Below are 26,085 nucleotides of genomic sequence, written 5' to 3'. Positions count from 1 at the left end.
GCCCGCGCCAACGCGCTCAGCTCGCGCCCCACCAGCGCCGGTGCAGCACGCGCCGGTGGCTGTAGCGCAACAGGCGCCGGACTTCGCTCTCGTCGGCGCGCTGCGGATACGGCCATCGGGCGCTCTGGGCGCTGTCGGGATGCCAGCCGTTCTGCCGCCACATCGCATCGACCGCGGCGAAATAACCGTGGTTGACCAGCACCTCGAACTCGGGCGCGAGGAAGCGGTCGAGATCGGTGCGGAACTGGCCGATCACCTCGCGCACCAGGCCCGGGCCGTAGCCGTCGGCGCCTTCGTCGCGGGAGCCGTTCAAGCCCCAGTACATGCCGATCAGCGAGCCGCTTTCGGCCTGGCCGAAGAACAGTCGCTTGCGCAGCGCCTCGGCCTGATTGCCGACCACCTGGGTGTAGCGCAGCAGCCGTTGCAGCCACCAACGCCGGCTCTCGAACGCGAACGGTCCGCCGCCGTCGGACACCAGCACTTCGCGATAGCGGCGCATCGCCGGCTCGGTGGCCAGGTTGTCGTAAACGCCGCCGTCGCTGAGCTCGATGCGCCCGCGCAGTTCTTCGCCGTCGTCGCCGCGATAGTGGCCGTGCTGGTAGTCGCCGGGTTCGGTGTCGAAGCGGACCGGGCCGAACACCGGCGGAAACGACGAGGACGCGGCCACCGCGCAGGCCAGCCGGACGCGTCGCGCGCCATCGCGCAGATAACCGGCCAGGTAGTCGCCGACCCGGCGCCGCGAGAACTCCCAGTTGACCCCGAAGGTCAGGTCGGTGGCGCAGAACACGAAGGCCGGCGATTCGGGCAATTGATCGAGGGTGCGTTCGCCGAAGATCGCGGTATAGCGGCGTTCGAGCAGGCCGATCCGGTGCGAGGGCCACAGCCAGTTGTGGGCGAAGGTGGCCAGCACCGGCACGGTGCGCAGGTCGCGGGCGACGACCTCGCGGAACGGTTCGACCACGACCGCGCGAAAATCGATGCGGTCGCTCCAGGCGGCGAAGGCTTCGCCGTCGAGGCGGGTGTCGAGGTAGCGACAGGCCAGCCAGGCCGAGACGATGCTGCCGCCGGAGACCGAGCTGAACAAGCTCACGCCGGCGAGCAGCCCGCTCTCGTGCAGGCGCAACAGGGCGCCGAGATGGAACAGCGCGGCGCGATAGCCGCCGCCGGACAGGCAGACGGCCCGGCCTTCGCGTTCGCCGGCGCCGCGCGTGTCGGCGGCGAGCGCGGCTCGGCGCGCTTCGCGGCGCACGCGCAGCCGTTCGAGTTCGACATCGGTGCTTTTCATGGAGGCGGCCTCGCCGGTTTCGAGGCGCGACGAGAGCATCGCGCGTTCAGCCGGTTATTGTCGCCGGCGAGCGTCTCCGGTGTTGGGACGGGCGCCTTGCGATGCGCCTCGCCCCTGGTGTTTCCATTTGCCCGCCCGATAGCGGCAGCGCGGCTCAGGCTTCCAGTGCCTGGGCGGCCGGGACCCGCGTCGGCGCGGCTTTCGTCGCGGCCGGCGGCGCGGCGGCCTCAGCGGACAGGTCATGCCGAGTCAGGTCGGGGCCGGCCAAGTCCGGCAGCAAGCCCCATTCGGCCAGCGCGCGCACCGCGGTCGCTCCGCCTTCTTCGGCGCGGATGCGTTGGCCGAGCTGCGAGGCCGCCTGCACCATCGGCGCCTGCAGGCCGGCGGCGATCGCCTGCGCCATCTGCGCCGCGGTCACCGTCACCCGGTCCAGGGCCGGCGGCGCGGCGCCCAGTTCGTGCATGCGCCGCGCCCAGAACGGTTGGTCGCCGAAGAACGGCACGAACACCGAGGGGATGCCGGCGCGCGCGGCCGCCGCGGTGGTGCCGGCACCGCCATGGTGAACGGCCAGGGCCATGCGCGGGAACAGCCAGTCGTGAGGCGCGTTGTCGATCACGTAGGTGCGCTCGTCGCGGCGCCCGGGCTCGCCGCGCAGGCCGCCCCAGCCGGTCGCGAGCACCGCGCGGCGGCCGCTCAGGCGCGCGGCCTCGAGCACGGTCTGGGTGAAACCCTCGGCGTTGTTGGCCAGCATGCTGCCGAAGCCGATGTAGATCGGCGGGTCGCCTTGGTCGAGGAAGTCCTGCAAGGCCTGCGGCGGTTGCCAGGCCTGCGCCTGGTCGAGGAACCAGCCGCCGGTGACCCGCGCCTCCTCCGGCCAGTCGCTCGGTCGCGGCAGGATGTGCCGGCTGTAGCCGTACAACACCCGTTTGCGCAGGCGATCGCGCTCGAAGTACGGGCCGTACCAGGGATAGCGCGGCAGGCCGAGCTGCGGCCGGATCACGTCGTTGACCGCGGGCTTGAGCGTGTACCAGGCCAACAGCTTCATCAGTTGGTACAGGCCCAGGTTGATCGCGCCGGGGAAGCGCGCCTTCGACCAGAACGCCAGCGGCGAGAGTTCGCGCGACGGAGTGAACGGCTGCAACTGCGCTTGCACGAAGGCGATGCCCTCGGCCTCGCCGAGCGCTTTCGCCAGCTGGGTGGCGATGCCGTTGCCGATCAGCAAAGCCGCGCCTTCGCAGGCCGGGCGCGTTTCGCGCACCCAGGTCGCGGCCATCGAGGCGAATTTCTCGCGCGTGTGCTTGACCAGGAACAAGGGGTTGAGCGCCTTGTCGACGGTCTCGGGGTTGTTGGTCAGCAGGTCGCTGAAGTCGGCGCTGAGGGCGAAGAACTCCAGCCCGGCCTCGCGCACCATGCCGGCGAAGTTGTCGCTGGTGACGATGCGCACCCGGTGGCCGGCCTGGCGCAGGGCCACGCCGAGCGCGACGCAGGGACGCGCGTCGCCTTGGGTGCCGACGGTGAAGATGACGATGGCGGCGGACACGGGCGTCTCCTTACGAATACGCGACCGCGAGCGCGGCCGGCGTCGGTGGGGGCGAGGGCATCGGCCGCGGCGCCAGCCGCTCGCGCAGCACGCGGGCGATGTGCGCGGCCGCGCGCGGTTCGAGCATCGACTGGTGGTGGCAGTCGATGTCGTGGATCTCGATGCGCCCGCCGATGTAGGGCTGCCAGGCGGCGGCGTGGTAGTGCAGCAGGCCGTCCAGGTCGACGTGCTCCTTGAGCCCGGCGTTGAAGAACACCACGTCGGTCTCGATCGGCGCCGGCCGGTAGCGCCGCGCCAGCATCAGGTTGTTGCGGGTGACCGCGGTGACGTTCTCGATCAGGCGCGCGTCGGCCTTCATGATTTCCTGCACCAGCGGGATCGAGAACACCTCGTACTCGCGGCACAGCAGGTCGGCCAGGCTGCGCATGTCCTGCGGCGGGTTGTCGCGGATGCGGTGATGGAAACCGAGGAACTTGAGCACCGCCAGCGCCTGTTGCGCTTCGCTCTGGCTGTCGTGGGCGTCGGCCACGAACGGATACGAATCCATCATCGCCAGCAGTTCGACACGTTCGCCGGTCTGCTGCAGCTGCGCGGCGATGGCGTGCCCGATCAGGCCGCCGAGCGACCACCCGAGCAGCCGGTACGGCCCCTGCGGCTGGACCCGGCGCATCTGCGCGATGTAGTCGGCGGCGATCTCTTCGATGCTGCCGGGCAGGGCGCCGCCGCCGCGCAGGCCGCGCGACTGCAGCGCATACACCGGCAAGGCCTCGTCGAGGTGGCGCAGCATGCCGGCGTAGGACCAACTGAAGCCGGTGACCGGGTGAATGCAGAACAGCGGCCGCTCGCGGTCCGACGGGCGCAGCGACAGCAGCGCGCCGAGCGGGTCGTTCTCGCCGCCGCTGCGTTCCAGGTACGCGGCCAGGCCGGCGATGGTCGAGCCCTCGAACAGGGCGCCGAGCGATAGCTCGCTGCCGAAGTGCTGCGGGAACGCGGCGACCAGTTCGGCCGCAGTCAGCGAATCGCCGCCGAGCTCGAAGAAGTTGTCGTGGATGCCGACCCGTTCGAGCCCGAAGATCTGCTGCCACAGCGCCACCAGCTTGTGTTCGATGTCGCTGCGCGGCGCGGCGTAAACGGCCTGGCGGCTGCGCTCCGGCGGCGCCAGCGCCTTGCGGTCGAGCTTGCCGCTCGGGGTCAGCGGCAAGGCCGCGAGTTCGATGTAGACGCTCGGCACCATGTACTCGGGCAGTTTGGCGGCGAGGCGGCGGCGCAGGCCGTCGCGGTCGAGGCTCAGGCCGGTGGCCGGCACCAGGTAGGCGGCCAGCATGGCCGGGCCGCTGCCGTCGGCGTGCAGGGCGACCGCGGCCTCGGCCACGGTTTCCTCGGCGCCGAGCAGGGTTTCGATCTCGCCCAGTTCGACCCGGTGGCCGCGGATCTTGACCTGCTGGTCGGCGCGGCCGAGGTATTCGATGACGCCGTCGTCGCGCCAGCGCGCCAGGTCGCCGGTGCGGTACAGGCGCGCGGGCATGCCGGTCTGCTGGTGGGTTGGGGACTGGTCGAACGGATCGGGGATGAAGCGCTCGGCGGTCAGTTCGTCGCGGCCCAGATAGCCCTTGGCCACGCAGGCGCCGCCGATGTAGAGCTCGCCGACGCTGCCGGTCGGCACCGGGCTGAGGGTGCTGTCGAGCACGTAGGCGCGGGTGTTCAACAGCGGCCTGCCGATCGGCGGCGGCGCGCCGTCGGCGACGTCGGCCGCGCCGATTTCGATCGCGCTGGCCCACACCGTGGTCTCGGTCGGCCCGTACAGATTGGTCACCCGCGCGGCCGCGGCGAGCAGGCGCTGGGCGAGCTCCGGCGGCAGCGCTTCGCCGGTCGACAGCGCGTGCACGCCGTCCAGGCGCACCTCGGGGTTGGCCAGCAGCATCCGCCACAGCGACGGCGTGGCCTGGACGAAGTTGAGGCCGTGCTCGGCGATCAGCCGGGCGAGGGCCAGCGGATTGCGCACGACCTCGGCGGTGGTCACGACGATGCGCGCGCCGACGCTGAGCGGCAGGAACAACTCGAAGCAGGCGATGTCGAAGGCGACCGTGGTCTGGGCCAGGAACCGATCGGCCGCGGTCGGTGCGAACAGGCGCTGGGTCGCGAGCAGGAAGTTGGCGAGATTGCCTTGGCTGACTTCGACGCCCTTGGGCCGACCGGTCGAGCCGGAGGTGTAGATCAGGTAGGCAGTCGCGTCGAAACGCGCTCGCGGCAGCGCGAGGGCCGTGTCGATCTCGTAGGCCTCGTCCTGCTCGTGCGCGAACAGCACCGGCAGGGCGCGGCCGGAGAAGGCCTCGGCGAACCGCTGCGTGGTCAGCAACAGGCTCGGCGCGGCGTCGTCGAGGGTCAGGGCGATGCGTTCGGCCGGCGCTTCCGGGTCGAGCGGCAGATAAGCCGCGCCGGCCTTCCACACGGCGAGCAGCGACGCGATCAGGACCTCGTCGCGCGGCAGGCCGATCGCGACGATGTCGCCGGGGCGCACGCCATGTGCGATCAGGCGATGGGCGAGGCGGCTGCTGCTGTGGTCGAGTTCGCGATAGCTCAGCACGGTGTCGCCGGCGATCACCGCGACCGCATCCGGGGTGCGTGCGGCCTGCTGCTCGAACTGCTCGAGCGCGGTGGCTTCCGGCAGCGGCGCGTCGGTGTCGTTCCAGCCCCGCAGCAGGCGTTCGCGCTCCTCCTCGCCGAGCACGTCGATCGCACCCAGGCTCAGAGAGGGATCGGCCAGAACCGATTCGATCAGCCGCATCAGCCGGCGCCGGTGCTCGTCGAGTTCGGCGGCCGGATACAGGGTCGGGTTGGCGTCGAGATCGAAGCTCAGCCCTTCGCCGTCGTCGCGGTCGTAGACGAACACGGTCAGGTCCTCGGCCGAGCCGTTGTGCAGGTTGTGGCCGGTCGCGCGGTGTCCGCCGAAGCTGCCGTAGTCGAAGGGTTCGATGTTGATGCCGAGCCAGGCCAGGTGCTGGTCGGGATTGACCAGGCCGAGGTCGCGGCGCAGGTCCTCGTAGCGGTACTGCTGATGGCGCAGCGCCTGCTTGACCACCCGCGAGACCTGCGCGAACAGCTCCGGCATGGTCATCTGCGGATGCATCGCCAGACGGATCGCGACCACGTTGGCGACCATGCCCGGGGTGCTGCGCAGGGCGTGATTGACCCGGCCGGTGACCGGCATGCCGAACACCAGGTCGTGCGCGCCGGTGGCGCGGTGGTAATAGGCGGCGATCAGCGCGATCAGCGCTTGCGGCAAGCTGACCCCGCAGTCGCGCGCGATCTCGATCAGGCGCGTGCGCGCCGCCTCGTCGAGGAGGCCGCGCGCACGGCGCAGGCCGCCGTTGTTTCGCACCCGCCGCCGCGCCAGGGTCACCGCTTCGGGCAGGGCTGCCAATTGCTCGCGCCAGAAAGCGCGGTCGCGCTGGAAACGCTCGGAGCCGCGGTAGGCGGCTTCGCTTTCGACCAGCGCCGCCAGCGAGCCGTAGCCGCAGGGCGCGGGCTCGCGTCCTTCGACATAGGCGGTGTACAGCTCGCTGATGCGGCGCACCGTCATCCCGCCGCTGTAGCCGTCGTAGATGGTGTGGTGGGCGCGCTGGTACCAGCAATAGCGGTCGTCGGCGAGCTTGAACAAGGCGCCGACCCAGAGCGGGTCGTGGACGAAGTCGACCGGCTTGGCCAGTTCGGCCTGCATCCAGGCCTCCGCGGCGGCGCGCGGGTCGGCTTCCAGGCTGAGGTCGAAATACGGGAAGTCGCTTTCGTACTCGGCGCGCACGATCTGCCGCGGCAGGCCGCCGTGTTCGACGATGCGTACCCGGGTGGCATCGGCTTCGCGGGTGAATTGGCGCAGTGCGCGCAGGAACTGCTCGGCATCGACCGGGCCGAGAATCTCCACGGCTTCGGCGATGTTCATGGACGCTTCGGCCGAGGCGATCTTCTGCCCGACCCATAGTCCGCGCTGGGCGGTGGTCAGGGGCAGGGCGGGGCTGTGGGATTCGTTCATGGCGCGCATCCTTTGAGGCGGCCGTTGGCCGCACGCCGCCAGCGGCCGGCGGACGCAATGCCCGGCGACGCGTTGTGTTCGCGCGCGATCCCGCGGCCGACTCGTCGTTACGAGTGGCCCCCTCTCCGTTTGGTTTCGAAATAAAAAATACGTCGTCGCCGCGGCGTCCGCCGGGGCAGGGCCCTGTCCGTAACCACTGGCTGCGCTGATCGCGCAGATGGCGGGCTTGAGTTCTTATGTGGTGACTGCGACAACGACTATCCGCATCACGCCTCGTTGCCGCTTGGGAATCAATATCCCTGAGCGCCCAAGCCGTGTCCATCGAGATCGGTGAGAGACGGATCACAAGTCGAATATTTACGGAGCCGGCGTTGAGAGCCGGATCACAAGTCGAATATGTGAAGCTTTTTCTACAACGGACAAGAAGCCACGAATATTTTCGTCGCGGCGACGATTTGAGTTTTTATCCCGGGTAATCGCCTGTTCGCGCGGTATCGCAAGCCGGCTGCGAATCACGATCGGTTTGTGACGAAGCGCGGTGCGCTGGCGTCGCGGGTTTCGATTTCGCGAACGATTTTGTCGCTCGCGAATATCGGCGCGGATGCGTGCGGCGAGTTGCCGGGGCGACGCCGCTCCAGTTGCGATGCACGGCGGCAGCGTTCGCGACGCGGGTGAATGCCGGACCTCAAGCGAGGCCCGTCGGTCCGGGCTCCCCAGTCTGGGCTATGATGAGAGTCATTCTCATCTGAGGTCCGGGCCGATGCCGTCCACGCCGCCGCCGTTCGCCGGTCCGGGACCGGACTTTCCGCCACTGCGCAGCACGCAGCCCCACCGCGCGGCGCCGGCCGCCACGGCGGCGAGCACGGCGATCACGCCGAGCCGCGACGCCGTGCTCGACGTCGCCGCGCGGCTGTTCGTCGAGCGCGGCGCCGAGCGCGTCGCCCTGGCCGACATCGCCGCTGGCGCCGGCCTGGAGCTGGGGGCGCTGCGCGATCACTTCGCCAGCCGCGAGCACCTGTTGCTGGCCTTGCAGCAACGCTTCGTCGAAGGCTTCCGGGTCCGCTTATTCGAGGACATGGAGCGTTGCAGCCCGAACGACTGGCCGGCGCGGCTGCGCGCCTGGGTGCAGAGCGCGGTCGACGGCTATCTGGACCAAGTCGCGTTGCACGACGTGGTCTTCCACGACCAGCGCAGCCACGACCGTCATGCGATGCAGGAAAACCCGGTCGTCGATCAGTTGGTCGAGTTGCTCGAAGGCGGCATCGCCGCGCGGGTCTGGGCGGCGCCGGACCCGCGCCTGACCGCGGTGATCTTCTTCACCGCGATGCACAGCGCGGTCGACCGGGTCATCGCCTGCGGCGAACCGCGCGACCGCCAGCGCCTGGTACAGACGCTGGTCGGCTACTTCGAGCGCTCGGTGCAGTGGTGGGCGCGCTTCTGAACCCGGCCCACCGCCGCGGTCAGGCGGCGCGCGCGTCGGCGATGCCGCTGCGCAACCAGCCGCGGATCTCCTCGTCGTGCAGGCCCGCATCGGCGAGAGCGATGGCCTGCGCCCAGCACTGCACGGCCTGGCGGCGATCGCCGCCGGCCTGATGGCCGATGGCCTGGTTGGCGAGATCGAGCACCCGCGATTCGAGGTCGTCGGCGGCATTCATTTCCGTATGCATGAAGACTCCTTCCGGCCGCCGTCATTGGCGGCCTGCGCATGGGCTAACGCACCGCGCCGGAAAAAGGGGTCATCGCCGGGCTCCGCTCATTGCAGATGAAACGATTGCTCGAGAGGGTCGGACTCGGCCGGGGATTCTTCGCGCTGGGCCCGGCGGCGGCCGCGCCACTGGCCGGGCTGGTGCCAGGGGAAGCGCAGCACGAAGCGCGCGCCGCCCAGCGGCGAGTGCTCGATGTGGACCTCGCCGCCGTGGCGGTCGACCACCTGGCGCACGATGCTGAGGCCGAGACCGAAGCCGCCGGTGGCGCGATCGCGGCTGCGGTCGAGGCGATAGAAGGGTTCGAACACGCGCAGGCGGTCTTCCGGCGGGATGCCGACGCCGTCGTCCTCGACCACCAACTGCCAGCCCTGCTCGACCGCTTCGGCGCTCACCCGGATGCGGCCGTCGGCGTAGCGCAGGGCGTTGCGCATCAGGTTGGAGAAAGCGCGGCCGAGGCTGCGAGGATCGACCACGACTTCGTTCAAGGCCGGCGCGAGCGCCCACTCGATGTCGGTGCTGCGGATGCGCAGCTCCTCGGCCGAGACGCCGGTCGAGGCGCGCAGGAACGCCGACAGCTCGACCCGTTCCAGCGCCGGCGTCGGCCCGCTGCGTTCCAGCATGCCGAGGGTCAGCAGCTCGCCGACCAGCAGGTCGAGCTCCTCGACGTCGCAGCGCAGGGCATGCACGCGTGCGCGTCCGACGCGGTCGTCGAGGGTCTCGCTGAGGTTGGCCAGGCCGAACTCCAGGCGGGTGATCGGCGTGCGCAATTCGTGCGAAGCGGCATTGACCATGTCGCGCTGCGACTGGATCAGGCAGCCGATCTGGTCGGCCATGTTGTTGAAGTACACGCACAACTGGCGGATCGACGAGCCCGCCGGCAGCCGCGCGCGCGCGGCGAGGTCGCCGTCGCCGAAACGCGCGGCGGCCTCGCGCAGCCGTTCCAGGTCGCGCCAGTGCGGCTGCAGCCAGATCATCAGGCCGACCAGCACCATCGCGAACACGGTGACGTAGGCGATGTAGCGGATCGGGAAGTCGCTTTCGTCGTAGCTGATCTGGACCACGTCGCCGCGGTCGAGGCGGACGTAGACGTGATGGTGCTCGGTGCTGACGTGGTCGCTGGCGCTGCCGGTCGCGGCCAGTTCGGCCCGCACCCGCGGCGGCAGGCGCAGCGCGGTCGCCGGCGACAGCACGCTGTAGCGGTCCGGGGTGCTGCGGTTGAGCGCGGCCACGCGTTCGGGCAGCTCGTCGACGCCGACGCCGCGCAGGTGCTCGCGCAACAGCGCGAGCTCGCCGCTGAACTCGTGCCGCGCCGATTGCGAGTACTGGCCCGGGAACAGATACGGGAAGGCCTGCTGGACCAGCAACATCGAGCACAACAGCAGGCCGGCCACGGTCAGGTACAGCCGCGCCAGCATCGCGAACATTCAGTCCTCCCAGGCGATCGGACTGAACAGGTAACCGCGGCCCCAGACGGTCTTGATCTTGCGCGGCTCGTGGGCGTCGTCGCCGAAATGCCGGCGCAGCCGCGAGATGCTCACGTCGACCGTGCGGTCGACGCCGTCGAAGCCGATCCCGCGCCAGCGCCGCAGCAGCTCGTCGCGGTTGAGCACGCGGCCGGCGGCCTGGGCCAGGATCACGAACAGGTTGTAGTCGGCGGTCTTGAGGTCGATCTCCTGGCCCTTCCAGCGCACCTGGCGCGCGGTCAGGTCGATCTGCAGGCCGCCGTAGGACAGCAGCGAGGAGCCGGTGGGCTGCGGCCGCGCCTGGCTGCGGCGCAGGATGGCGCGCAATCGCGCCAGCAGCAGCCGCGGTTCGACCGGCTTGAGCACGTAGTCGTCGGCGCCGACTTCCAGGCCGGTGACCTGGTCGAACAGATCGCCGCGCGCGGTCAGCATCACGATCGGCAGGCTCGACTGCTTGCGGATCTGGCGGCAGACATCGAAGCCGTCCATGCCGGGCAGCATCAGGTCGAGCACGATCACATCGGGCGGATCGTCCTCGAGCGCGGCCAGCGCCTGGTCGCCGCGCAGCACCACCGAGGTCTGAAAGTCGTAGCGTTGCAGGTACTCGGAGATCAGCCCGGCCAGTCGGGCGTCGTCCTCAATCAGCAGGACCTTATTCATGGCCACCTCGTGCGAGCCGGCATGGTAGCGCCGGCAGGTGGCGGTCGTCGGGACCGTACAAATAAACACATCTGGTACGGAGGGCTGCCGCAGGCGGCGCCTGGCGCGGGACAGGACTCGGGCGTGCGTTCGCAATCTTACCGGGCGATGGGCGGTGAACTCGGAAACGCGGCAGTGAGGGCATCGAAGGCGGCGCCGTGAATAGGCTTGCTGACAGTGATGCCGCGATCGTACCCAGGGTTGCAAGCGCGATGCGCGGACGGCGGCACGAGCGTCGACGCGATGGCGACGTCTCGATCCGACAGCGTAATGGCGGTTGCTGTACGCAGAGACAAGGCGAAACCGATGGACGGAGCGCGAGCGCCTACCAGCGGCGCACCGGCGGCCATCGCGCAACGCACGACGGCGGCTTTGCGCCGCCGTTTTGGCCGAGACACGAGCCTGGCGATGGCCAGGCACGAACATCTTCGTTGTCGTCGGAACGCGCCCGCGCGGCCACGATTGGTGACAAACGTCATGCCGGCGCGCCGCGCGCCGCTGCGCTCAGAGCGTCGCCCACAGCCGCCGCGCTTCGTGCGCGATCGCTTCCGGAAACTCTTCCGGATAGAAGAGTTTCGCGCCTTCGATGAAGCGGATGCCGCGAGAGTTCGGGAACAGGCGGTCGAGGTAATGCGGGCTGGCCGGCGAGAAAATCGTATCGCCGGTGCCCCACACGATCCGCACCGGCTGCGCGCAGCGCTTGAGTGCCGCCTCGATGCCGGCGAGCGGGTTCGGGTCCAGGCCCATCGCGTAGGCGTCGGTGAGGCGGGTGCGCTGCGGCGTGCTGACCAGCGGGGCGAAGTAGGTCTCGATCGCCTCGTCGGTCGGATGATCGCGATAGGTGAAGCACTGTACGCCGATGCCTTTTTCCGAACGGGCGAAGTCGTGGTCGGCCAGTTGCGGCGGAAACGTGTCGAGGGCGAAGCGGCCGCGGCGCGCGGCTTCGATCACCGGCACCACCGCGGCCGGCGGGCTGTCGTTCTCGACGTCGCAGTTGGTCAGCAGCATGCTGCGCACGCGTTGCGGGTACTTGACCAGGAACATCTGCGCGACCGCGCCGCCGCTGTCGTTGGCGATCAGGTCGACGCTGTCGATGCCGAGCCGGTCGAGCAAAGTCGCGAGCATGTCGACCTGCGCATCCGGCGCCACGCTCTGGCCCTCGGCGACTCGCGTATAGCCCAGGCCCATGAAGTCGGCGGCGATGCAGCGGCGGTACGGCGCCAGATGGGCCATCGCGCCGCGCCACTGGAAACTGTTGAGCGGGAAGCCGTGCAGGAATAGCGCCACCGGCCCCTGGCCGCGTTCGACGTAGGCGATCTCGCCGAACGACGTCGCCAGGTAGCGGCGCGCGGCATGGAAGGCGGCGGCGTTCCAGGGGGCGGCATCGGCAGCGGCCGCGGTCGCGCCGGACAGGCCGGTGGCGCACGCGCCGAGCAGGCCGACGCTGGCCGCGCCGACGCCGAGGTGGAGGAAGGTTCTGCGATTCATGTCGTCTCCAGGAGCCCGAGGGCGTTTCGATGGGAGGCGATGATTGGCGCGCGCGGTCATGCCGGCAATGACGCCGCAGGTGCAATCTTCATGACCTCGCAGGTCATGGTTTTGCGGGTGGCCGGCTCCTATCATGGCCGCATGAACGCTGCCCTCGCACCGAATCCGAAAACCCGCCCGCGCGATCAGGGCGTCGGCGCGTTGCTGCGCGAATGGCGCGGGGTCAGGCGCTGGAGCCAGCTGGACCTGGCCCTGGATGCGGGCGTATCGGCGCGGCATCTGAGCTACGTCGAGACCGGAAAGTCGCAGCCGAGCCGCGAGATGATCGTCAAGCTCGCCGACGCGCTCGACATGCCGCTGCGCGAACGCAACGCGCTGTTGGTGGCGGCCGGCTTCGCGCCGAAATATCCCGAGACCGCGCTGGCGACGCCCGAGTTCGCCCAGATCCGGCGCGCGATCGAATTCATCCTCAAGCAGCAGGAGCCGTATCCGGCGTTCCTGTTGAACCGGCACTGGGACGTGCTGATGGCCAACGAGGCCGCGGTGCGCACCAATGCCTTCGTCATGCGCGGCCGCCCCAACCGCCACGCCAACATGATCCGGCAGATCTTCGACCCCGAAGACCTGCGCCCGGCGGTCGCCAATTGGGAAGAAGTGGCCGGCGAACTGATCCGCCATCTGCACACCGCGGTCGCGGCGACACCGGGCGATGGCGTGGCGCGCGCCTTGCTCGACGAGGCCATGGCCTATCCTGGCGTGCCGAGCCATTGGCGCCGGCGCCAGTTCGATGCGGCGCCGTCGCCGTTGCTGACCACGATCCTGCGCCGCGACCGGTACGAGCTGCGTTTCTTTTCGACCATCACCACCTTCGGCACCCCGCGCGACGTCACCATCGACGAGTTGCACGTGGAATGCTGTTTCCCGATGGACGAGGCCACCGCGCAGCTGTGCCGCGCTTTGCAGGACGGCTCGCTCGCGGTCTGAGCGAGCCGGGTGCCGGGTCTCGCGAGCCCGGCGCCGGCGGGACGAATCGGATAACGCAACCAAATGGTTGCATTTCGCGTCGGGCGGGGCTAGCCTTCGGTTCGGAGGTCACCACCATGTCCGCATCCACCGATCGCATCGAAAGACAGATCCTGCTCAAGGCGCCGCGTTCGCGAGTCTGGCAGGCCCTCGCCGACGCCGAGTCCTTCGGCCAATGGTTCGGCGTCCGCTTCGAGGGCCAGCGCTTCGTGCCCGGGCAGACCACCCAGGGCTACATCACCTATCCGGGCTACGAGCACTTGCTGATGCAGGTCGAGGTCCAGCGCGTCGAGCCCGAGCGCCTGCTGTCCTTCCATTGGCATCCCTATGCGGTCGATCCCGAGGTCGATTATTCGCAGGAAGCTCCGACCCTGGTCGAATTCACCCTCGAAGAGGCCGACGGCGGCACCTTGCTGCGAGTGGTCGAGTCCGGTTTCGACCGCGTGCCGGCCTCGCGCCGCGACGAAGCCTTCCGCATGAACAGCGGCGGCTGGGACGAGCAGATGAAGAATATCGAGCGCTATGTCGGCTAAGCCGGGAGCTTCGGCCCGGCACGCCTCGAAAGGGCCGGCATCGCGAAAACCGGCCCTGCTCAAACCGGTCGTGTCCAAGCCATCCGCGTCCAAACCGTCTCTGTTCAGATCGGCGCGGGTGTTCGCCGCGCTCAGCGACGAGACGCGCCTGCGCCTCGTCGTGGCCCTGTGCGCGGGCGGGGCGATGTCGATCGCGCAGCTCACCGGCGGCACCGACATCAGCCGCCAGGCGGTGACCAAGCACCTGCAGGTGCTGGCCGAAGCGGGCCTGGTGCGCGACCTCAAGGCCGGGCGCGAACGCCTGTGGGAGTTCGAGCCCGCGCAACTGGACGAGGCGCGGCGCTCGCTCGATGCGATCGCGCAGCAATGGGACCAGGCGCTGCTGCGGCTCAAGGCCTTCGTCGAAGACTGAAGGCGCCGCTCACCGTTCCGCCAGGTCGTGCAGCGGCAGCCGGTGTTCGCGGCAGTACTTCTCGTACTCGGCGCGCTGGGTCTCGGCGCTGGCGCGCAGCCGCACCGCGCCGCCGGGGCCGAGGAATTCGACCGTGCCCATCACCACGACCAGGGCGATCATCGGCTCGTCGCCGACGATCTTCCACCAGTCGGTATTGCCGGGCGGTTCGTAGACGTAGTCGCCCGGGCCGATCAGTTCGCCGCTGCACAGCAGGCGGCTGCCGCCGAGGTTGTAGGCGTGGATCTCGCCGGTGTGGCGGTGCAGCGGCATGACCACGCCCGGGTCCATGCGCAGCAGTTCGACGAAACCGCGATCGTCGGCGAGGAAGCGCAGGGGCTTGGCGGATTTGCCCGGCGTCGAGGAGGGAATCCACGGCAGCTCGGCCGTAGTGCTGAAACGCGCGGGCAGGTAGTCGCGCAGGGCATCGAGTCCGCTGGACATGGGATTGCCTCGTAGGAAGAAAGGCGCGGCGCGGCTCAGCCGGCGACCGCGGCGAAATAGCGATCGAACGATGCCTCGACCGCCTCGCGGCCGCCGCCGACGATGTTGCGGCCCCAGGTGTAGCCGTAGACGTCCTCGAACGCGTAGCCGGCGAGGCGTTCGCGCATCGCCCGCACGTCGCTGGGCTTCATCGGGATGTAGTTGGGATAGCTGTACATGAAGGTCACGTGGCGGCGGTCGAACACGACCTGCAGCGCGTCGCCCGGGAACAACGCGCCGCCGGCGCGCGGGCCGTGCTTCCAGTGCAGCGCGGTGCTGCCGGGGAAGTGGCCGCCGCAACGGATCAGGGTCACGCCCTCGGAGAGTTTGTATTCGTCTCCGCGCCAGTAGCGGATGCGCTCGGACGGGCGTTGCACCCATTCGCGATCGGCTTCGTGGAGCAGGATCGGCACGCCGCCGAGCGCTTCGCTCCACTCGACCATCGAGGCGTAGAAGTGCGGATGCGAAATCGCGATCAGATCGACGCCGCCGCGCGCGCGCAGTTCGGCGACGGCCTCGTCGGTGACCAGGGCCACGCACTCCCACAGGATGTTGCCGGCGTCGGTCTGCAGATACAGCACGCGCTGGTCGATCGCGAACGCCGGCGCCAGGCCGATGCCGAGCACGCCGGCGTCGTCCTCGAGCCGCAGGGTGTGCGCTTGCGCCAGCGCTTCGTGGCTTGTCCAGGTCTGGCCCTGCCAGCCGACGTACTGGCGCTCGTCTTCGCAGATCGGGCAATGCGCCGGCAAGCCGGCATGAGCGGCGAACTGGGTGCCGCAGGTTTCGCAGATCGGCAGGGTCATGGCAGGTCTCATCCAAGGTGGTAATGCGGGCGCGGAGCGTTCAGGCCTCGGCCTTCGCCGGGCCCTGGTTGAACAGCAGCTTTCGCGCTTCGTCCGACAGCGCCGGTGCCTTGCCGTACGGATCGTCGATGCCGGCGTAGACACGCTGGGTGGCCGGGCGCGCGGCGATGGCGTCGAACCAGCGCCGCAGATGCGGGGTCCCGGCGAGGTCCTGGCCGAGCCCGAGATGCGGCACGATCCAGGGGTAGCAGGCGATGTCGGCGATCGAGTAGTCGTCGCCGGCGAGATAGGCGCGGCCGGCGAGGCGGCGATCAAGCACGCCGTAAAGGCGCTCCACTTCCCGGGTGTAACGTTCGATCGCATACGCCAGCGGCTCCGGCGCGTACACCCGGAAGTGACCGGCCTGGCCCGCCATCGGGCCGAGCCCGGCCATCTGCCAGAACAGCCACTGAGTGACTTCGAGACTGCCGCGGGCGTCGTCCGGCAGCAGCCGGCCGGTCTTCTCGGCGAGGTAGAGCAGGATCGCGCCCGACTCGAACACCGCCAGCGGCTCGCCGCCGTCGCGCGGCGCGTGGTCGAGGATCGCGGGGATCTTGTTGTTCGGCGAGATGGCCAGGAACTCGGGGCGGAACTGTTCCCCGGCCGACAGGCTGACCGGAACGATCCGGTGGGCGAGGCCGGACTCTTCCAGGAACAGGCGCAGCTTCAGGCCGTTCGGGGTCGGGCTGTAGTAGAGATCGATCATGGGGGGGCTCATCGGGAAGGGGCCGGGCGGCGCGGCGCCGCATCCGTGGAGCCAGCTTAGGAGTAGCCTGGTGCCCTGGATGATCCAAAACGGTTGGATTTCATGGGGCCAGTTTTCCCGTTTCCCCTCGCTTTGCCGGAGCGCGGCCAGGGCCATCTGACCCAGGCCCTGCACCGGCAACTGCGCTCGGCGATCCTCGACGGCCGCCTCGCCGCGGGCGCCCCGCTGCCGGCGACGCGCCGGGTCGCCGGCGAACTCGGCGTCGCCCGCAACACTGTGGTCGCCGCTTACGACCTGTTGATCGCCGAGGGCTATGCGCTGCCGCGCAAGGGCGCGAAGACGGTGGTGGCCGACGTCGCCGGCCGCCGCGACCGGCGCGCGCCCGCGCATTTGCCGCAAGGGCCGGAAGACCCGCGCCTGAACCCGGTGTGGCGCACGCCGTTCCTGCATCCCTCGCCGCCGCGCGACCTGCCCGAGCGCTGCTTCCGCCTGGGCATTCCGGACCATCGCCATTTCCCGCACGAGGTCTGGCGGCGTTTGTCGGCGCAGAGCCTGCGCGAATGGTCGAAGACGCGGTTCGGCTATCCGCCGTCGGAAGGCATCCCGGCCTTGCGCGAGGCGATCGCCCAGCACGTCGCGTTCGCGCGCGCGGTCGCCTGCGCGGCCGGCGACGTCATCGTCACCTCCGGCGCGCAGCAGGCCTTCGACTTGCTGGCGCGGCTGCTGGTGACGCCGGGCGAGACCCGGGTCGCGGTCGAGGAGCCGGGCTATCCGCCGTTGCGCGCGGCCTTCGCCGCCGCCGGTGCGCGGCTGGTGCCGATGCCGGTCGACGACGAGGGCCTGTGCGTCGATCGCCTGCCCGAGGACGTGCGCGTGATCAGCGTGACGCCGTCGCACCAGTCGCCGACCGGCGTGGCCTTGTCGCTGCGCCGGCGCAAGGCGCTGCTCGAATTCGCCCGCAGCCATCGCGCGGTGGTGATCGAGGACGACTACGACGGCGAGTTCCGCTTCGGCGGCCGCCCGCTCGATGCGCTGCAGACCCTGGATCGCGACGCCCTGGTGTTCTACGTCGGCACCTTTTCAAAGAGCCTGTTCCCGTCGCTGCGCAAGGGCTTCGTGGTGGCGCCGGCGTGGGCGCGCGACGCCCTGATCGCGGTCAAGCACTGCGCCGATTCGCACTGCGACACGATCACCCAGTCGGTGCTCGCGGCGTTCATTCGCGATGGTCATCTCGCCCGCCACGTGCGGCGCATGCGCCCGATCTACGGCGAGCGCCGCGAGGTCCTGCTCGACGGCCTGCGGCGCGAGCTGGCGCCGTGGCTGGAGCCGATCCCGTCGGAGGCCGGCCTGCACCTGGCCGCGCGCATCCGCGACCCCGCGCTGGCGCCGGCGATCCTCGCCCGCATGCTGCGCGAACTGCCCGGCGCGCAGTCGGTCGGCGACTATGCGATGAATGCGCTGGAGCGGCCGGCGCTGAGCTTCGGTTACGGGGCGATCGATGCCGGCGAGATCGCCCCGGCCCTGCGGCGGTTCCGCCGCTCGCTGGAAGCGCTCGGCAACGCTTAGCCGGGCGCCGGCCGGGCTCGGTCCGAGGACGCCGGGGTCGACACCGGGATGAAGCAATGCGGCTTCATCCGGCCGAAGTCGGTCCTGCGTTCGCTGCGCACGCGCGGGTTCGGGTCGAGCACCCGGCCGCCTTCGTCGCCGTGCAGGTAGACCACCCAGTGCCAGCTGTCCTCGCGGCGGTTGTAGCGGATGCCGGCGATGCCGCTGCGGTCGAGTGCGTCCCAGCGGGCCAGGCGGCGTTCCGGCCCCGCGTGCAGGCCGAGCAGCTCGAGCATGCGCCGCAACTGCCCGGCGTCGCTGAAATAAGCGTTGCGCACCGTACGGGCTCGGCCGCCGCGGCCGAGCACCCGGTCGCGCGGGCCGATGCCGAGCCGGCGCGCCAGCCTCCGCGCCTGGACATAGCCGATGCCGCCGAGCATCGCCACGCAGGCCAGGCCGCAGCCGGTGGCGTCTTGCTGGGTCTTACGCTGGATCACGGGCGGTCCGAGGTGGGCGACGCCCCACTGTAGGGGCACACCGGCCGCCGGGGCGAGTGGGGGATGCGGGACGACGGGGAACCCTGGTGCGGATCCGGGGTCGAACTCCGCGTCGCCGCCGGCCCGTCTCGCGCCGATCTCGCGATCTGGGACCCCGGTCCAGATGGAATGTGCGCCCGGATCAGGCCGATAGTGGCGTTTCGTTGCGCCGGTTCAGCCGGCGGACGGTGCCGAGGTCGGTGGTTCGAACCCCCGGGCCCCAGCCCGATCCGGGCCGGCGCTCGGTTCGCTTTAATAAGTTATTAATTGCAAAGGGTATGTTGATGTCCGCGCCGCCGTTTCACCGGTCCGGCGCTCCGCCGCCCGAGCCGCTCCAGGCCCGATCGCCCGTTCCAGTACCGCAACACTGTGAACTTTCTCCCGCTTTAGCAGTCATATATCGCGACTGCTAAGATGACCCCCATGACCTCTATCGCCCAATCCACTGCCCTAGTCGCCAACAACCTGCCTGTGCCCAGCGCGCTCGGTTCGCTGGACGCGTACATCGGCGCCGTGCACCAGATCCCGGTGCTCAGCGTGGAGAACGAGCAGGCGCTGGCGCGCCGCTTCCGCGACGAGGAAGACCTCGACGCGGCCCGCGAACTCGTTCACTCGCACCTGCGCTTCGTCGTCCACGTGGCCCGCGGCTACAACGGCTACGGGCTGCAGATCGGCGACCTGATCCAGGAAGGCAACATCGGCCTGATGAAGGCGGTCAAGCGTTTCGACCCCGATCAGGGCGTACGCCTGGTTTCGTTCGCGGTCCACTGGATCCGCGCCGAGATGCACGAGTTCATCCTCAAGAACTGGCGCATCGTCAAGGTCGCCACGACCAAGGCGCAGCGCAAGCTGTTCTTCAACCTGCGCAGGAGCAAGACCCGCCTGGGCTGGATGAACGCCGAGGAAGTGCGCCTGGTCGCCAAGGACCTCAACGTCTCCGAGCGCGAAGTGCTGGAAATGGAGTCGCGCCTGTCCGGCCGCGACATCGGTTTCGACGCGCCGTCCGACGAAGACGACGATCACGCGCCGCCCTCGCCGGCCGCCTACCTGCGCGCGAGCGACGAAGACCCGTCGCAGTCGTACGAGCGCGAGGACGAGGAAGACAGCCAGCTCGCCCTGCTGCGCGAAGGCCTCGCCGGCCTGGATGCGCGTTCGCGCGACATCATCAAGCGTCGCTGGCTCGATGCCGAGAGCAAGATCACCTTGCAGGAACTGGCCGACGAGTACGGCGTCAGCGCCGAGCGTATCCGCCAGATCGAAGCCAATGCGTTGAAGAAGATGCGCGGCCTGTTCGCCGCCTGAGCGGCGACGAACGAGCTCGACGACGACGGCCCGGGAAACCGGGCCGTTCGTTTTTTGCGGTGCGCTAACCCCGCGCGGCATTCGCGTTCGCGCAGCGCAAGAAGCGGATATCGCCGCGCGCGGGACGGGACTACGTTGCCTGCCTGTCCTCCAGGAATCGCGCCATGTCTCGCTATCGCATCACCGGCCTGTCGCCGGAACCTTTCGCCACCCTCGGCGCGCTCGACGACGCCAGCCTGCGCGCGCACGGCATGCGCCGCGTCGTCGCCGACTCGCCGAACGGCTACCCTTGCCGGATCAGCCTGGCCGACGCCGCGCCCGGCGATTCGGTGTTGCTGTTGACCTACGAGCATCATCCCTGCGACGGCCCGTATCGCTCCAGCGGCCCGATCTACGTGCGCGAGGGCGCCGCCACGGCCTCGTACGACGACGCGCTGCCGCCGTTCCTGCGCACCCGCAATCTGTCCTTGCGCGCCTACGACGCCGAAGGGTGGATGCGCGGCGCGCGGGCCATCGACGGGGCCGACGCCGAAGCGGCGCTGGCGGAACTGCTCGACGATCCGGACACGACCGAAGTGCATGCCCACAACGCCCGCACCGGGTGCTTCCTGTGCCGGATCGATCGCGTCTGAGCGGAGGTCGCAGAACGCCTGCAGCCGATGCGAAGGACGCCGTGAGGCGCCCTTCGTCGCAGCCGCAGCGATGCACGACGCAGCGCGCGGCGTTCTGCTTTCACGTCGGCGGTGTTGCGCCGCCGGTCCGCTTCGGCTCGCCGGTGCCGAAGATGATGCGGGCGTGGCGTTGGTAGGTGAAGTACGCCCACGACCAGTTGAGCATCACGATCAGGCGGTTGCGGAAGCCGATCAGGAAGAACACGTGCGCGGCGAGCCAGAACACCCAGGCGAGGAAGCCGGAGAACTTGAAACCGCGCAGGTCGACCACCGCGGCGCGGCGGCCGATGGTGGCGAGGTTGCCGAAGTCCACATAGCGGAACGGCTCGACCGCGCGATGGGCGAGGCGAGCGCGGATCGCCGAGGCGACGTGAGCCCCCATCTGCTTGGCGCCGGGCGCGACGCCGGGCACCGGCTGGCCGTTGGCCTGCTGGACGCTGGCCAGGTCGCCGGCGACGAAGATCTCCGGATGCCCGGGCACGCTGAGGTCGGGTTCGACCAGGACCCGGCCGGCGCGGTCGCGCGGCGCATCGAGCAGGGCGCCGAGCGGCGACGCGGCGACGCCCGCTGCCCATAGCACGGTGCGCGACGGTACGAACTCGGCGCCGAGACGATAACCGCGGCCGTCGATCTCGGCGACCGGGGTGCCGGTGACGACTTCGACCCCCAGCCGCTGCAATTGCGCGCGGGCCTTTTCCGACAGCGATTCGGGAAAGTTCGAGAGCACGCGCGGGCCGGCCTCGATCAGGCGCACGCGTGCCTGCGCCGGGTCGATGCGGCGGAATTCGCGGCGCAGGGTCTTGCGCGAAATCTCGGCGAGGGTGCCGGCGAGTTCGACCCCGGTCGGGCCGCCGCCGACCACGGCGAAGTGCAGCCAGGCCGAGCGTTCTTCCTCGGTCTCGGCGGCCTCGGCGCGCTCGAACGCGAGCAGGACCCGGCGGCGGATGTGCAGGGCGTCGTCGAGGGTCTTCAGGCCCGGCGCATCGTCGGCCCACTCGTCGTGGCCGAAATAGGCATGGGTCGCGCCGCTCGCGAGCAAGAGGTAGTCGTAGCCGATGACCTCGCCGTCGGCGAGGCTGACCTGGCGCGCGTCGGCGGCGATGCCGGTGACTTCGCCCAGGCGTACTTCGACGTTGGCCTGCTTGCGCAGGATGTGGCGCAGCGGCGCGGCGATGTCGGGCGCCGACAGGCCGGCGGTTGCGACCTGGTACAGCAGGGGCTGGAACAGATGATGGTTGCGACGGTCGATCAGGGTGATGCGCACCTCGGCCGAAGCCAGGGCGCGCGTCGCCCACAGACCGCCGAACCCGCCGCCGACGATGACGACGTGCTTGCGGGAATCGCTCATGACGATGGAACCTCGATCAGCCGAGATGACGGGTAAGCAGCTCTTCGAGCTTGCGCTGGTCGGCGGCGAAGCGGCGGATGCCGTCAGCGAGCTTGTCGGTCGCCATCGCGTCCTCGTTGTGCTGCCAGCGGAACCCGGCCTCGTCGAGCGCCGCGCCCGGCGCGGCGCGCTGGCCGTCGTCGTCGAGCGCGCGCGCGACCGGGTCCTGGCCGGCTTCGAGTTCGCCGAGGAGCTCCGGCGAAATGGTCAGGCGGTCGCAACCGGCGAGCGCGAGCACCTGTCCGGTGTTGCGGAAGCTCGCGCCCATCACCACGGTGGCGTAGTCGTGGCGCTTGTAGTACTGCCAGATGCGCGCGACCGACTGCACGCCCGGGTCGTCGGCGGGCGTGGCCGGCTTGGGCGTGCCGTTGGCGAGGTGCCAGTCGAGGATTCGGCCCACGAACGGCGAGATCAGGTAAACGCCGGCCTCGGCGCAGGCCACCGCCTGGGCGAACGAGAACAACAGAGTGAGGTTGCAGTGGATGCCTTCGCGTTCGAGCTGCTCGGCGGCGCGGATGCCCTCCCAGCTCGAAGCGATCTTGATCAACAGGCGGTCGCGGCCGATCCCGGCCTGGTCGTACAGCTCGACGATGCGGCGGGCCTGGGCCAGGGTGGCGTCGGTATCGAAACTCAGGCGCGCGTCGACCTCGGTGGAAACGCGGCCGGGGATCAGCTTGAGGATTTCGCCGCCGATGGCGACGGCCAGGCGCAGGCCGGCGTCGTTGACGCGCGCGGCGGTGTCGGCGCCCTGCGCCGCGGCGACCGCGGCCTGGATCAGCGGCGCATAGGCCGGCAGGGCCGAGGCCTTCAGCAGCAGGGAGGGGTTGGTGGTCGCATCGAGCGGACGGAAGCGGGCGATGGCTTCGATGTCGCCGGTGTCGGCGACCACGGCGGAGAGTGCGCGCAGTTGTTCGAGCTGGTTGGTCATGGCGATGGGAGGTGTCGTGTCGTTAGGGTCCCCGCCATTCTCACTGATCGAGGTTAGCGCGTCATGACTGAGGCGCCCGTTTCGGCCGCCAGGCCGCGGCAAAGCGCCGATCGCGGGCTTGCGCTAGGCTGGGCCGCGACAGGGCCGGCACCGGCCCGCAGGGGAATCGCATGGCCGCAGAGGAAAAACGCATCGCGCTGCTGATCGACGCCGACAATGCGCCCGCGGCGAAGATCGACGTGATCCTGACCGAGGTCGCGAGCTACGGCATCGCCAACGTGCGCCGCGCCTACGGCGACTGGAAGAGCCCGAACCTGAAGAGCTGGGAAGCGGTACTGCACGACTACGCGATCCGGCCGATGCAGCAGTTCGCCTACAGCAAGGGCAAGAACGCCTCCGACATGGCGATGGTGATCGACGCGATGGACCTGCTGTATGCGGGCAACCTCGACGGTTTCGCGATCGTTTCCAGCGACGCCGACTTCACCCCGCTGGTGATGCGCCTGCTGACCGAGGGCGCCAAGGTCTACGGCTTCGGCGAGCAGAAGACGCCCGAGCCCTTCGTCAACGCCTGCTCGAAGTTCACCTATGTCGAGGCCCTGGCCCAGCCGGTCAGCGTCGACGGCCTGCCCGACGAGAGTGCGGCGACCCCGGCGCGCAGCGCCAAGGACCTGCGCAGCGACACGCGCCTGGTGCAGATGCTGCGCCGCGCGGTCGATGCCGCCGGCGGCGACGACGGCTGGTCGCGCCTGGCGACGATCGGACAACAGATCGGCAATCAGGCCTCGTTCGATCCGCGCAACTACGGCTACCGCAAACTCAGCGACCTGATCGAGGCGATGGGGCTGTTCGAGATACGCCGCGACAACCTGACCGTGTGGGTGCGCGACAAGCCCAAGGGCGGGGCGAAGAAAACGTCCGAGAGCAAACCGTCGGCCGCCAAGCCTGCCGCGAACAAACCGCCGGCGGACCAGCCGGCACAGAACCAGGCACCGGCGAACAAGCCCGCTGCGAACAAACCGAAGGTCAAGCCGAAGACCTGATGCCGGTGCGCAGAGCGACCCCGCAGGAGTAAAAGCGGCGCGAGCCGCGACCGCGAATCGTCGATGACCGCGATGTTCTTTTGGGGCACGAAGCATCGTCCTGCGCCCAGGTTTGGCTGTGCCTCTGCATTGGCCTTGGTCGTGGCCGTGCGTAGTTTCGCACTAGCGAAGACAAAAGAAGACCCAAAGGGCGGCCCGCAGGGATGCGGGCCGTTTTTCATCGGGACAGGGATGTCCCGTATGAAAAATCACCGCGGAGGCATCGAACGCGCGGGCCCTTGATTCAAAGAAAAGCACTTTTCTTTGGTTACCTTTCTTTTGTTGCTTTAGACAAAAGAAAGTAACCCGCCGCTTTAGTGGCGGAAGCTTTGGGTTTGATCTTGATCTAATAGACGAGAGAGAGGCGCAAGGCCGGCGCAGCGATGTCGCGGCTTGCGCCGCTCCTACCCTGGCGAAGGAACGCCGCTTCGACAAAGGACGACGGCCCTGCCGTGTCTGCGCGTTCCGCGGTCGCGACTCACGTCGCTCCTACAGGGACACACCCGAAGACGACGCGACATTGGGACATGTCGGTCGTGGCTCGCGCCGCTCCTACCCTGGCGAAGGCGCGCCGCGTCGACGAATGGAGACGGCCTCATTATCTCTGCGCGTCCCTTGTCGCGACTCACCTCGCGCCTGTCGGGGTGGATTCGCAGCGGCAAAACCTTGCGCGACGCCCGAAGCGCAACTCAATACAAATCGATCGGATCCACATCCAACGACCAGCGCACCTTGCGCGCTTCCGGGCAGGCATAGATCGCCGGCAGCGCGGCGTCCAGCGCGCCGTGCAGGTGGCGCCGCTCCAGCGCGGTCAGGATCAGCTGCGCGCGCTGGTAACCGGCGCGGCGCGGCATCGGCGCGGGCAAGGGCCCGTTGATCTCCAATGTGGGCCGCTGCCCCGGCGGCGGTCGCCGGCGCGGGTCGGCGAAGGCGTCGATCTCGCGCCGCGCCTTGGCCAGGAACGCGTTGGCGGCGTCGACCTCCTGCGCTTCGGCGCGCAGCAGGGCCATGTGCGCGAACGGCGGAAAATCGGCGGCCTCGCGCTGCGCCAGTTCGGTTTCGGCGAACGCGGCATAGCCGCCGGTCAACAGGGTGTGCAGCAGCGGATGATCGGGGTGATGGGTCTGCAGCAGCACCTGGCCGGGTTTGTCGGCGCGGCCGGCGCGGCCGGCGACCTGGATCAACAGTTGCGCGAGTTTTTCCGGCGCGCGGAAGTCGGCGCTGAACAAACCTTCGTCGATGCCGACCACCGCGACCAGGGTCAGGTTCGGCAGGTCGTGGCCCTTGGCGAGCATCTGGGTGCCGACCAGGATGCCGGGCGCGGTGCCGAATTCGGCCAGGTGCTGTTCGAGCGCGTCGCGGCGCTGGGTGGTGCCGCGGTCGATGCGGCGCACCGGGTAGTCGGGGAAGCGCGCGCTCAACGACTCTTCGATGCGCTCGGTGCCGGCGCCCTGCGATTGCAGCGCCAGGCCGCCGCAGTCGGGACAGGCGTCGGGGGCGGGTCGGCGGGTGCCGCAGTGGTGGCATTGCAGGCGCCGGCCGCCGCCGTGCACGGTCATCGGCGTGCCCTTGAGCGGGGTGCTGCAGCGCGGGCAGTGCGCGGTCCAGCCGCAGTCGTGGCACAGCAGCACCGGCGCATAGCCGCGGCGGTTCTTGAACACCAGCACCTGGCCGCCGGCGTCGAGCGCCCGGGCGATCGCGTCGACCAGTTCCGGCGACAGCCCGGCCTCGAGCGGGCGCTTGCGCACGTCGACCACCCGCACCTGCGGCGCCTGCGCCTGGCCGGCGCGGCGTTGCAGGCGCAGATGGCCGTAGCGGCCGGCCTGGACGTTGCGCAGCGACTCCAGCGACGGCGTCGCGCTGCCGAGCAGGATCGGTATGTTCAGCGCCTTGGCCCGGACCAGGGCGAAATCGCGGGCGTGATAACGGATGCCGTCCTGCTGCTTGAAGCTGCCGTCGTGCTCCTCGTCGATCACGATCAGGCCCGGCTGCAACAGCGGCAGGAACACCGCCGAGCGGGTGCCCACCGCGACCCGCGCCTCGCCGCGCGCGAATGCGGCCCAGGTGCGGGCGCGTTCGCCATCGGACAGGCCCGAGTGCAGGGCATGGATGGGCACCCCGAGGCGCGCGCGGAAGCGCGCCAGGGTCTGCGGGGTCAGGCCGATCTCGGGCACCAGCACCAGGGCCTGCCGGCCGCGCGCCAGGCAGTCGGCGATCGCGTGCAGGTAGACCTCGGTCTTGCCGCTGCCGGTAACGCCGTCGAGCAGGAACGGCACGAAGCCATCGGCGGCCAGCACCGTGTCGACCGCGGCCTGCTGTTCTTCGTTGAGCGCCGGCCCCGGCCGCGGCGCCGGCGCGCGCGCGCTGGCCGGCACCGCGATGCGTTCG

Annotated in this window: 23 protein-coding genes; 8 read left to right on the top strand and 15 right to left on the bottom strand. The window is 69.8% G+C overall.

Translation table 11 applies throughout. The features are described from left to right. Positions 1 to 16: 16 nt before the first annotated feature. The 3 genes from ACSAMQ_RS09560 to ACSAMQ_RS09550 all read right to left on the bottom strand — a co-directional run bounded on the left by ACSAMQ_RS09560 (position 17) and on the right by ACSAMQ_RS09550 (position 6,852). Positions 17 to 1,285 (bottom strand): patatin-like phospholipase family protein, encoded by a 1,269-nt coding sequence (locus tag ACSAMQ_RS09560; RefSeq protein ID WP_435395422.1) that lies wholly within the window; start codon positions 1,283 to 1,285, stop codon positions 17 to 19. Positions 1,286 to 1,439: 154 nt separating this feature from the next. Then, positions 1,440 to 2,825, bottom strand: a complete 1,386-nt coding sequence (locus ACSAMQ_RS09555) for a glycosyltransferase (protein WP_435395421.1) — start codon at positions 2,823 to 2,825, stop codon at positions 1,440 to 1,442. A gap of 10 nt (positions 2,826 to 2,835) precedes the next feature. Continuing rightward, a complete protein-coding gene (locus ACSAMQ_RS09550; RefSeq protein WP_435395420.1) occupies positions 2,836 to 6,852 on the bottom strand; it encodes an amino acid adenylation domain-containing protein in 4,017 nt (1,338 codons plus the stop codon). A gap of 760 nt (positions 6,853 to 7,612) precedes the next feature. Between ACSAMQ_RS09550 and ACSAMQ_RS09545 the strand changes: the two genes are divergently transcribed. After that, positions 7,613 to 8,293, top strand: coding sequence for a TetR/AcrR family transcriptional regulator (locus tag ACSAMQ_RS09545; protein WP_435395419.1), 681 nt, complete (start codon positions 7,613 to 7,615; stop codon positions 8,291 to 8,293). Between the two features lie 19 nt (positions 8,294 to 8,312). On the opposite strand, the gene ACSAMQ_RS09540 is transcribed toward ACSAMQ_RS09545, so the two are convergent. The 5 genes from ACSAMQ_RS09540 to ACSAMQ_RS09520 all read right to left on the bottom strand — a co-directional run bounded on the left by ACSAMQ_RS09540 (position 8,313) and on the right by ACSAMQ_RS09520 (position 12,208). Further along, on the bottom strand, positions 8,313 to 8,519 hold the full coding sequence (locus ACSAMQ_RS09540) for a hypothetical protein (RefSeq protein WP_435395418.1): 207 nt from the start codon (positions 8,517 to 8,519) through the stop codon (positions 8,313 to 8,315). A gap of 86 nt (positions 8,520 to 8,605) precedes the next feature. Then, positions 8,606 to 9,982 carry an ATP-binding protein gene (locus ACSAMQ_RS09535; protein ID WP_435395417.1) on the bottom strand — a complete coding sequence of 459 codons (1,377 nt, stop codon included), beginning with the start codon at positions 9,980 to 9,982 and terminating at the stop codon, positions 8,606 to 8,608. Continuing rightward, positions 9,983 to 10,681 carry a response regulator gene (locus ACSAMQ_RS09530; RefSeq protein ID WP_435395416.1) on the bottom strand — a complete coding sequence of 233 codons (699 nt, stop codon included), beginning with the start codon at positions 10,679 to 10,681 and terminating at the stop codon, positions 9,983 to 9,985. Between the two features lie 137 nt (positions 10,682 to 10,818). Beyond that, a complete protein-coding gene (locus ACSAMQ_RS09525) occupies positions 10,819 to 11,199 on the bottom strand; it encodes a hypothetical protein (protein ID WP_435395415.1) in 381 nt (126 codons plus the stop codon). Positions 11,200 to 11,224: 25 nt separating this feature from the next. Further along, positions 11,225 to 12,208 (bottom strand): alpha/beta fold hydrolase, encoded by a 984-nt coding sequence (locus tag ACSAMQ_RS09520; RefSeq protein WP_435395414.1) that lies wholly within the window; start codon positions 12,206 to 12,208, stop codon positions 11,225 to 11,227. 141 nt (positions 12,209 to 12,349) lie between these two features. On the opposite strand from ACSAMQ_RS09520, the gene ACSAMQ_RS09515 reads away from it, so the two are divergent. The 3 genes from ACSAMQ_RS09515 to ACSAMQ_RS09505 all read left to right on the top strand — a co-directional run bounded on the left by ACSAMQ_RS09515 (position 12,350) and on the right by ACSAMQ_RS09505 (position 14,176). Further along, on the top strand, positions 12,350 to 13,192 hold the full coding sequence (locus tag ACSAMQ_RS09515; RefSeq protein ID WP_435395413.1) for a helix-turn-helix domain-containing protein: 843 nt from the start codon (positions 12,350 to 12,352) through the stop codon (positions 13,190 to 13,192). Between the two features lie 116 nt (positions 13,193 to 13,308). Beyond that, positions 13,309 to 13,764: an SRPBCC family protein gene (locus ACSAMQ_RS09510; protein ID WP_435395412.1), complete on the top strand. Its 456-nt coding sequence runs from the start codon at positions 13,309 to 13,311 to the stop codon at positions 13,762 to 13,764. Between the two features lie 70 nt (positions 13,765 to 13,834). Then, positions 13,835 to 14,176, top strand: a complete 342-nt coding sequence (locus tag ACSAMQ_RS09505; RefSeq protein WP_435395411.1) for an ArsR/SmtB family transcription factor — start codon at positions 13,835 to 13,837, stop codon at positions 14,174 to 14,176. A gap of 9 nt (positions 14,177 to 14,185) precedes the next feature. On the opposite strand, the gene ACSAMQ_RS09500 is transcribed toward ACSAMQ_RS09505, so the two are convergent. Genes ACSAMQ_RS09500 through ACSAMQ_RS09490 form a run of 3 tightly spaced genes read right to left on the bottom strand, consistent with a single transcriptional unit; the run spans position 14,186 to position 16,246 of the window. Further along, positions 14,186 to 14,659, bottom strand: coding sequence for a cupin domain-containing protein (locus ACSAMQ_RS09500; RefSeq protein ID WP_435395410.1), 474 nt, complete (start codon positions 14,657 to 14,659; stop codon positions 14,186 to 14,188). A gap of 35 nt (positions 14,660 to 14,694) precedes the next feature. Further along, positions 14,695 to 15,501, bottom strand: coding sequence for an MBL fold metallo-hydrolase (locus ACSAMQ_RS09495; protein WP_435395409.1), 807 nt, complete (start codon positions 15,499 to 15,501; stop codon positions 14,695 to 14,697). 40 nt (positions 15,502 to 15,541) lie between these two features. After that, complete coding sequence (locus tag ACSAMQ_RS09490) at positions 15,542 to 16,246, bottom strand: glutathione binding-like protein (protein WP_435395408.1); 705 nt, start codon at positions 16,244 to 16,246, stop codon at positions 15,542 to 15,544. 102 nt (positions 16,247 to 16,348) lie between these two features. Here ACSAMQ_RS09490 and ACSAMQ_RS09485 point away from each other — a divergent pair, with 102 nt between their 5' ends. Beyond that, positions 16,349 to 17,812, top strand: a complete 1,464-nt coding sequence (locus ACSAMQ_RS09485; RefSeq protein WP_435395407.1) for a PLP-dependent aminotransferase family protein — start codon at positions 16,349 to 16,351, stop codon at positions 17,810 to 17,812. On the opposite strand, the gene ACSAMQ_RS09480 is transcribed toward ACSAMQ_RS09485, so the two are convergent. Then, positions 17,809 to 18,288, bottom strand: a complete 480-nt coding sequence (locus ACSAMQ_RS09480) for a hypothetical protein (protein WP_435395406.1) — start codon at positions 18,286 to 18,288, stop codon at positions 17,809 to 17,811. The genes ACSAMQ_RS09485 and ACSAMQ_RS09480 overlap by 4 nt on opposite strands. Positions 18,289 to 18,750: 462 nt before the next feature. Between ACSAMQ_RS09480 and rpoH the strand changes: the two genes are divergently transcribed. Then, on the top strand, positions 18,751 to 19,629 hold the full coding sequence (rpoH, locus tag ACSAMQ_RS09475; RefSeq protein WP_435395405.1) for an RNA polymerase sigma factor RpoH: 879 nt from the start codon (positions 18,751 to 18,753) through the stop codon (positions 19,627 to 19,629). A 164-nt stretch (positions 19,630 to 19,793) separates the two neighbouring features. Next, entirely contained in the window at positions 19,794 to 20,261 is a 468-nt protein-coding gene (locus ACSAMQ_RS09470; protein WP_435395404.1) for a DUF1203 domain-containing protein, read from the top strand. Between the two features lie 100 nt (positions 20,262 to 20,361). Here the strand turns inward: ACSAMQ_RS09470 and ACSAMQ_RS09465 are convergent, their stop codons facing one another. Together ACSAMQ_RS09465 and tal are read right to left on the bottom strand one after the other, a co-directional pair. Beyond that, positions 20,362 to 21,648 (bottom strand): NAD(P)/FAD-dependent oxidoreductase, encoded by a 1,287-nt coding sequence (locus ACSAMQ_RS09465; protein ID WP_435395403.1) that lies wholly within the window; start codon positions 21,646 to 21,648, stop codon positions 20,362 to 20,364. Positions 21,649 to 21,664: 16 nt separating this feature from the next. Then, positions 21,665 to 22,615 (bottom strand): transaldolase, encoded by a 951-nt coding sequence (gene tal / locus ACSAMQ_RS09460; protein ID WP_435395402.1) that lies wholly within the window; start codon positions 22,613 to 22,615, stop codon positions 21,665 to 21,667. Between the two features lie 170 nt (positions 22,616 to 22,785). On the opposite strand from tal, the gene ACSAMQ_RS09455 reads away from it, so the two are divergent. Further along, the gene (locus tag ACSAMQ_RS09455) at positions 22,786 to 23,658 is read left to right on the top strand and encodes an NYN domain-containing protein (RefSeq protein ID WP_435395401.1); all 873 of its coding nucleotides are present in this window, start codon (positions 22,786 to 22,788) and stop codon (positions 23,656 to 23,658) included. Between the two features lie 728 nt (positions 23,659 to 24,386). Here the strand turns inward: ACSAMQ_RS09455 and ACSAMQ_RS09450 are convergent. After that, on the bottom strand, positions 24,387 to 26,072 hold the full coding sequence (locus tag ACSAMQ_RS09450) for a primosomal protein N' (RefSeq protein ID WP_435395438.1): 1,686 nt from the start codon (positions 26,070 to 26,072) through the stop codon (positions 24,387 to 24,389). Positions 26,073 to 26,085 lie beyond the last annotated feature (13 nt).

The sequence above is a fragment of the Lysobacter sp. 1R34A genome (assembly GCF_051217035.1).
GTDB lineage: Bacteria > Pseudomonadota > Gammaproteobacteria > Xanthomonadales > Xanthomonadaceae > Lysobacter.
The sequence above is the reverse complement of the archived record's forward strand: the minus strand, read 5'-3'. Positions and strand labels throughout refer to the sequence as shown.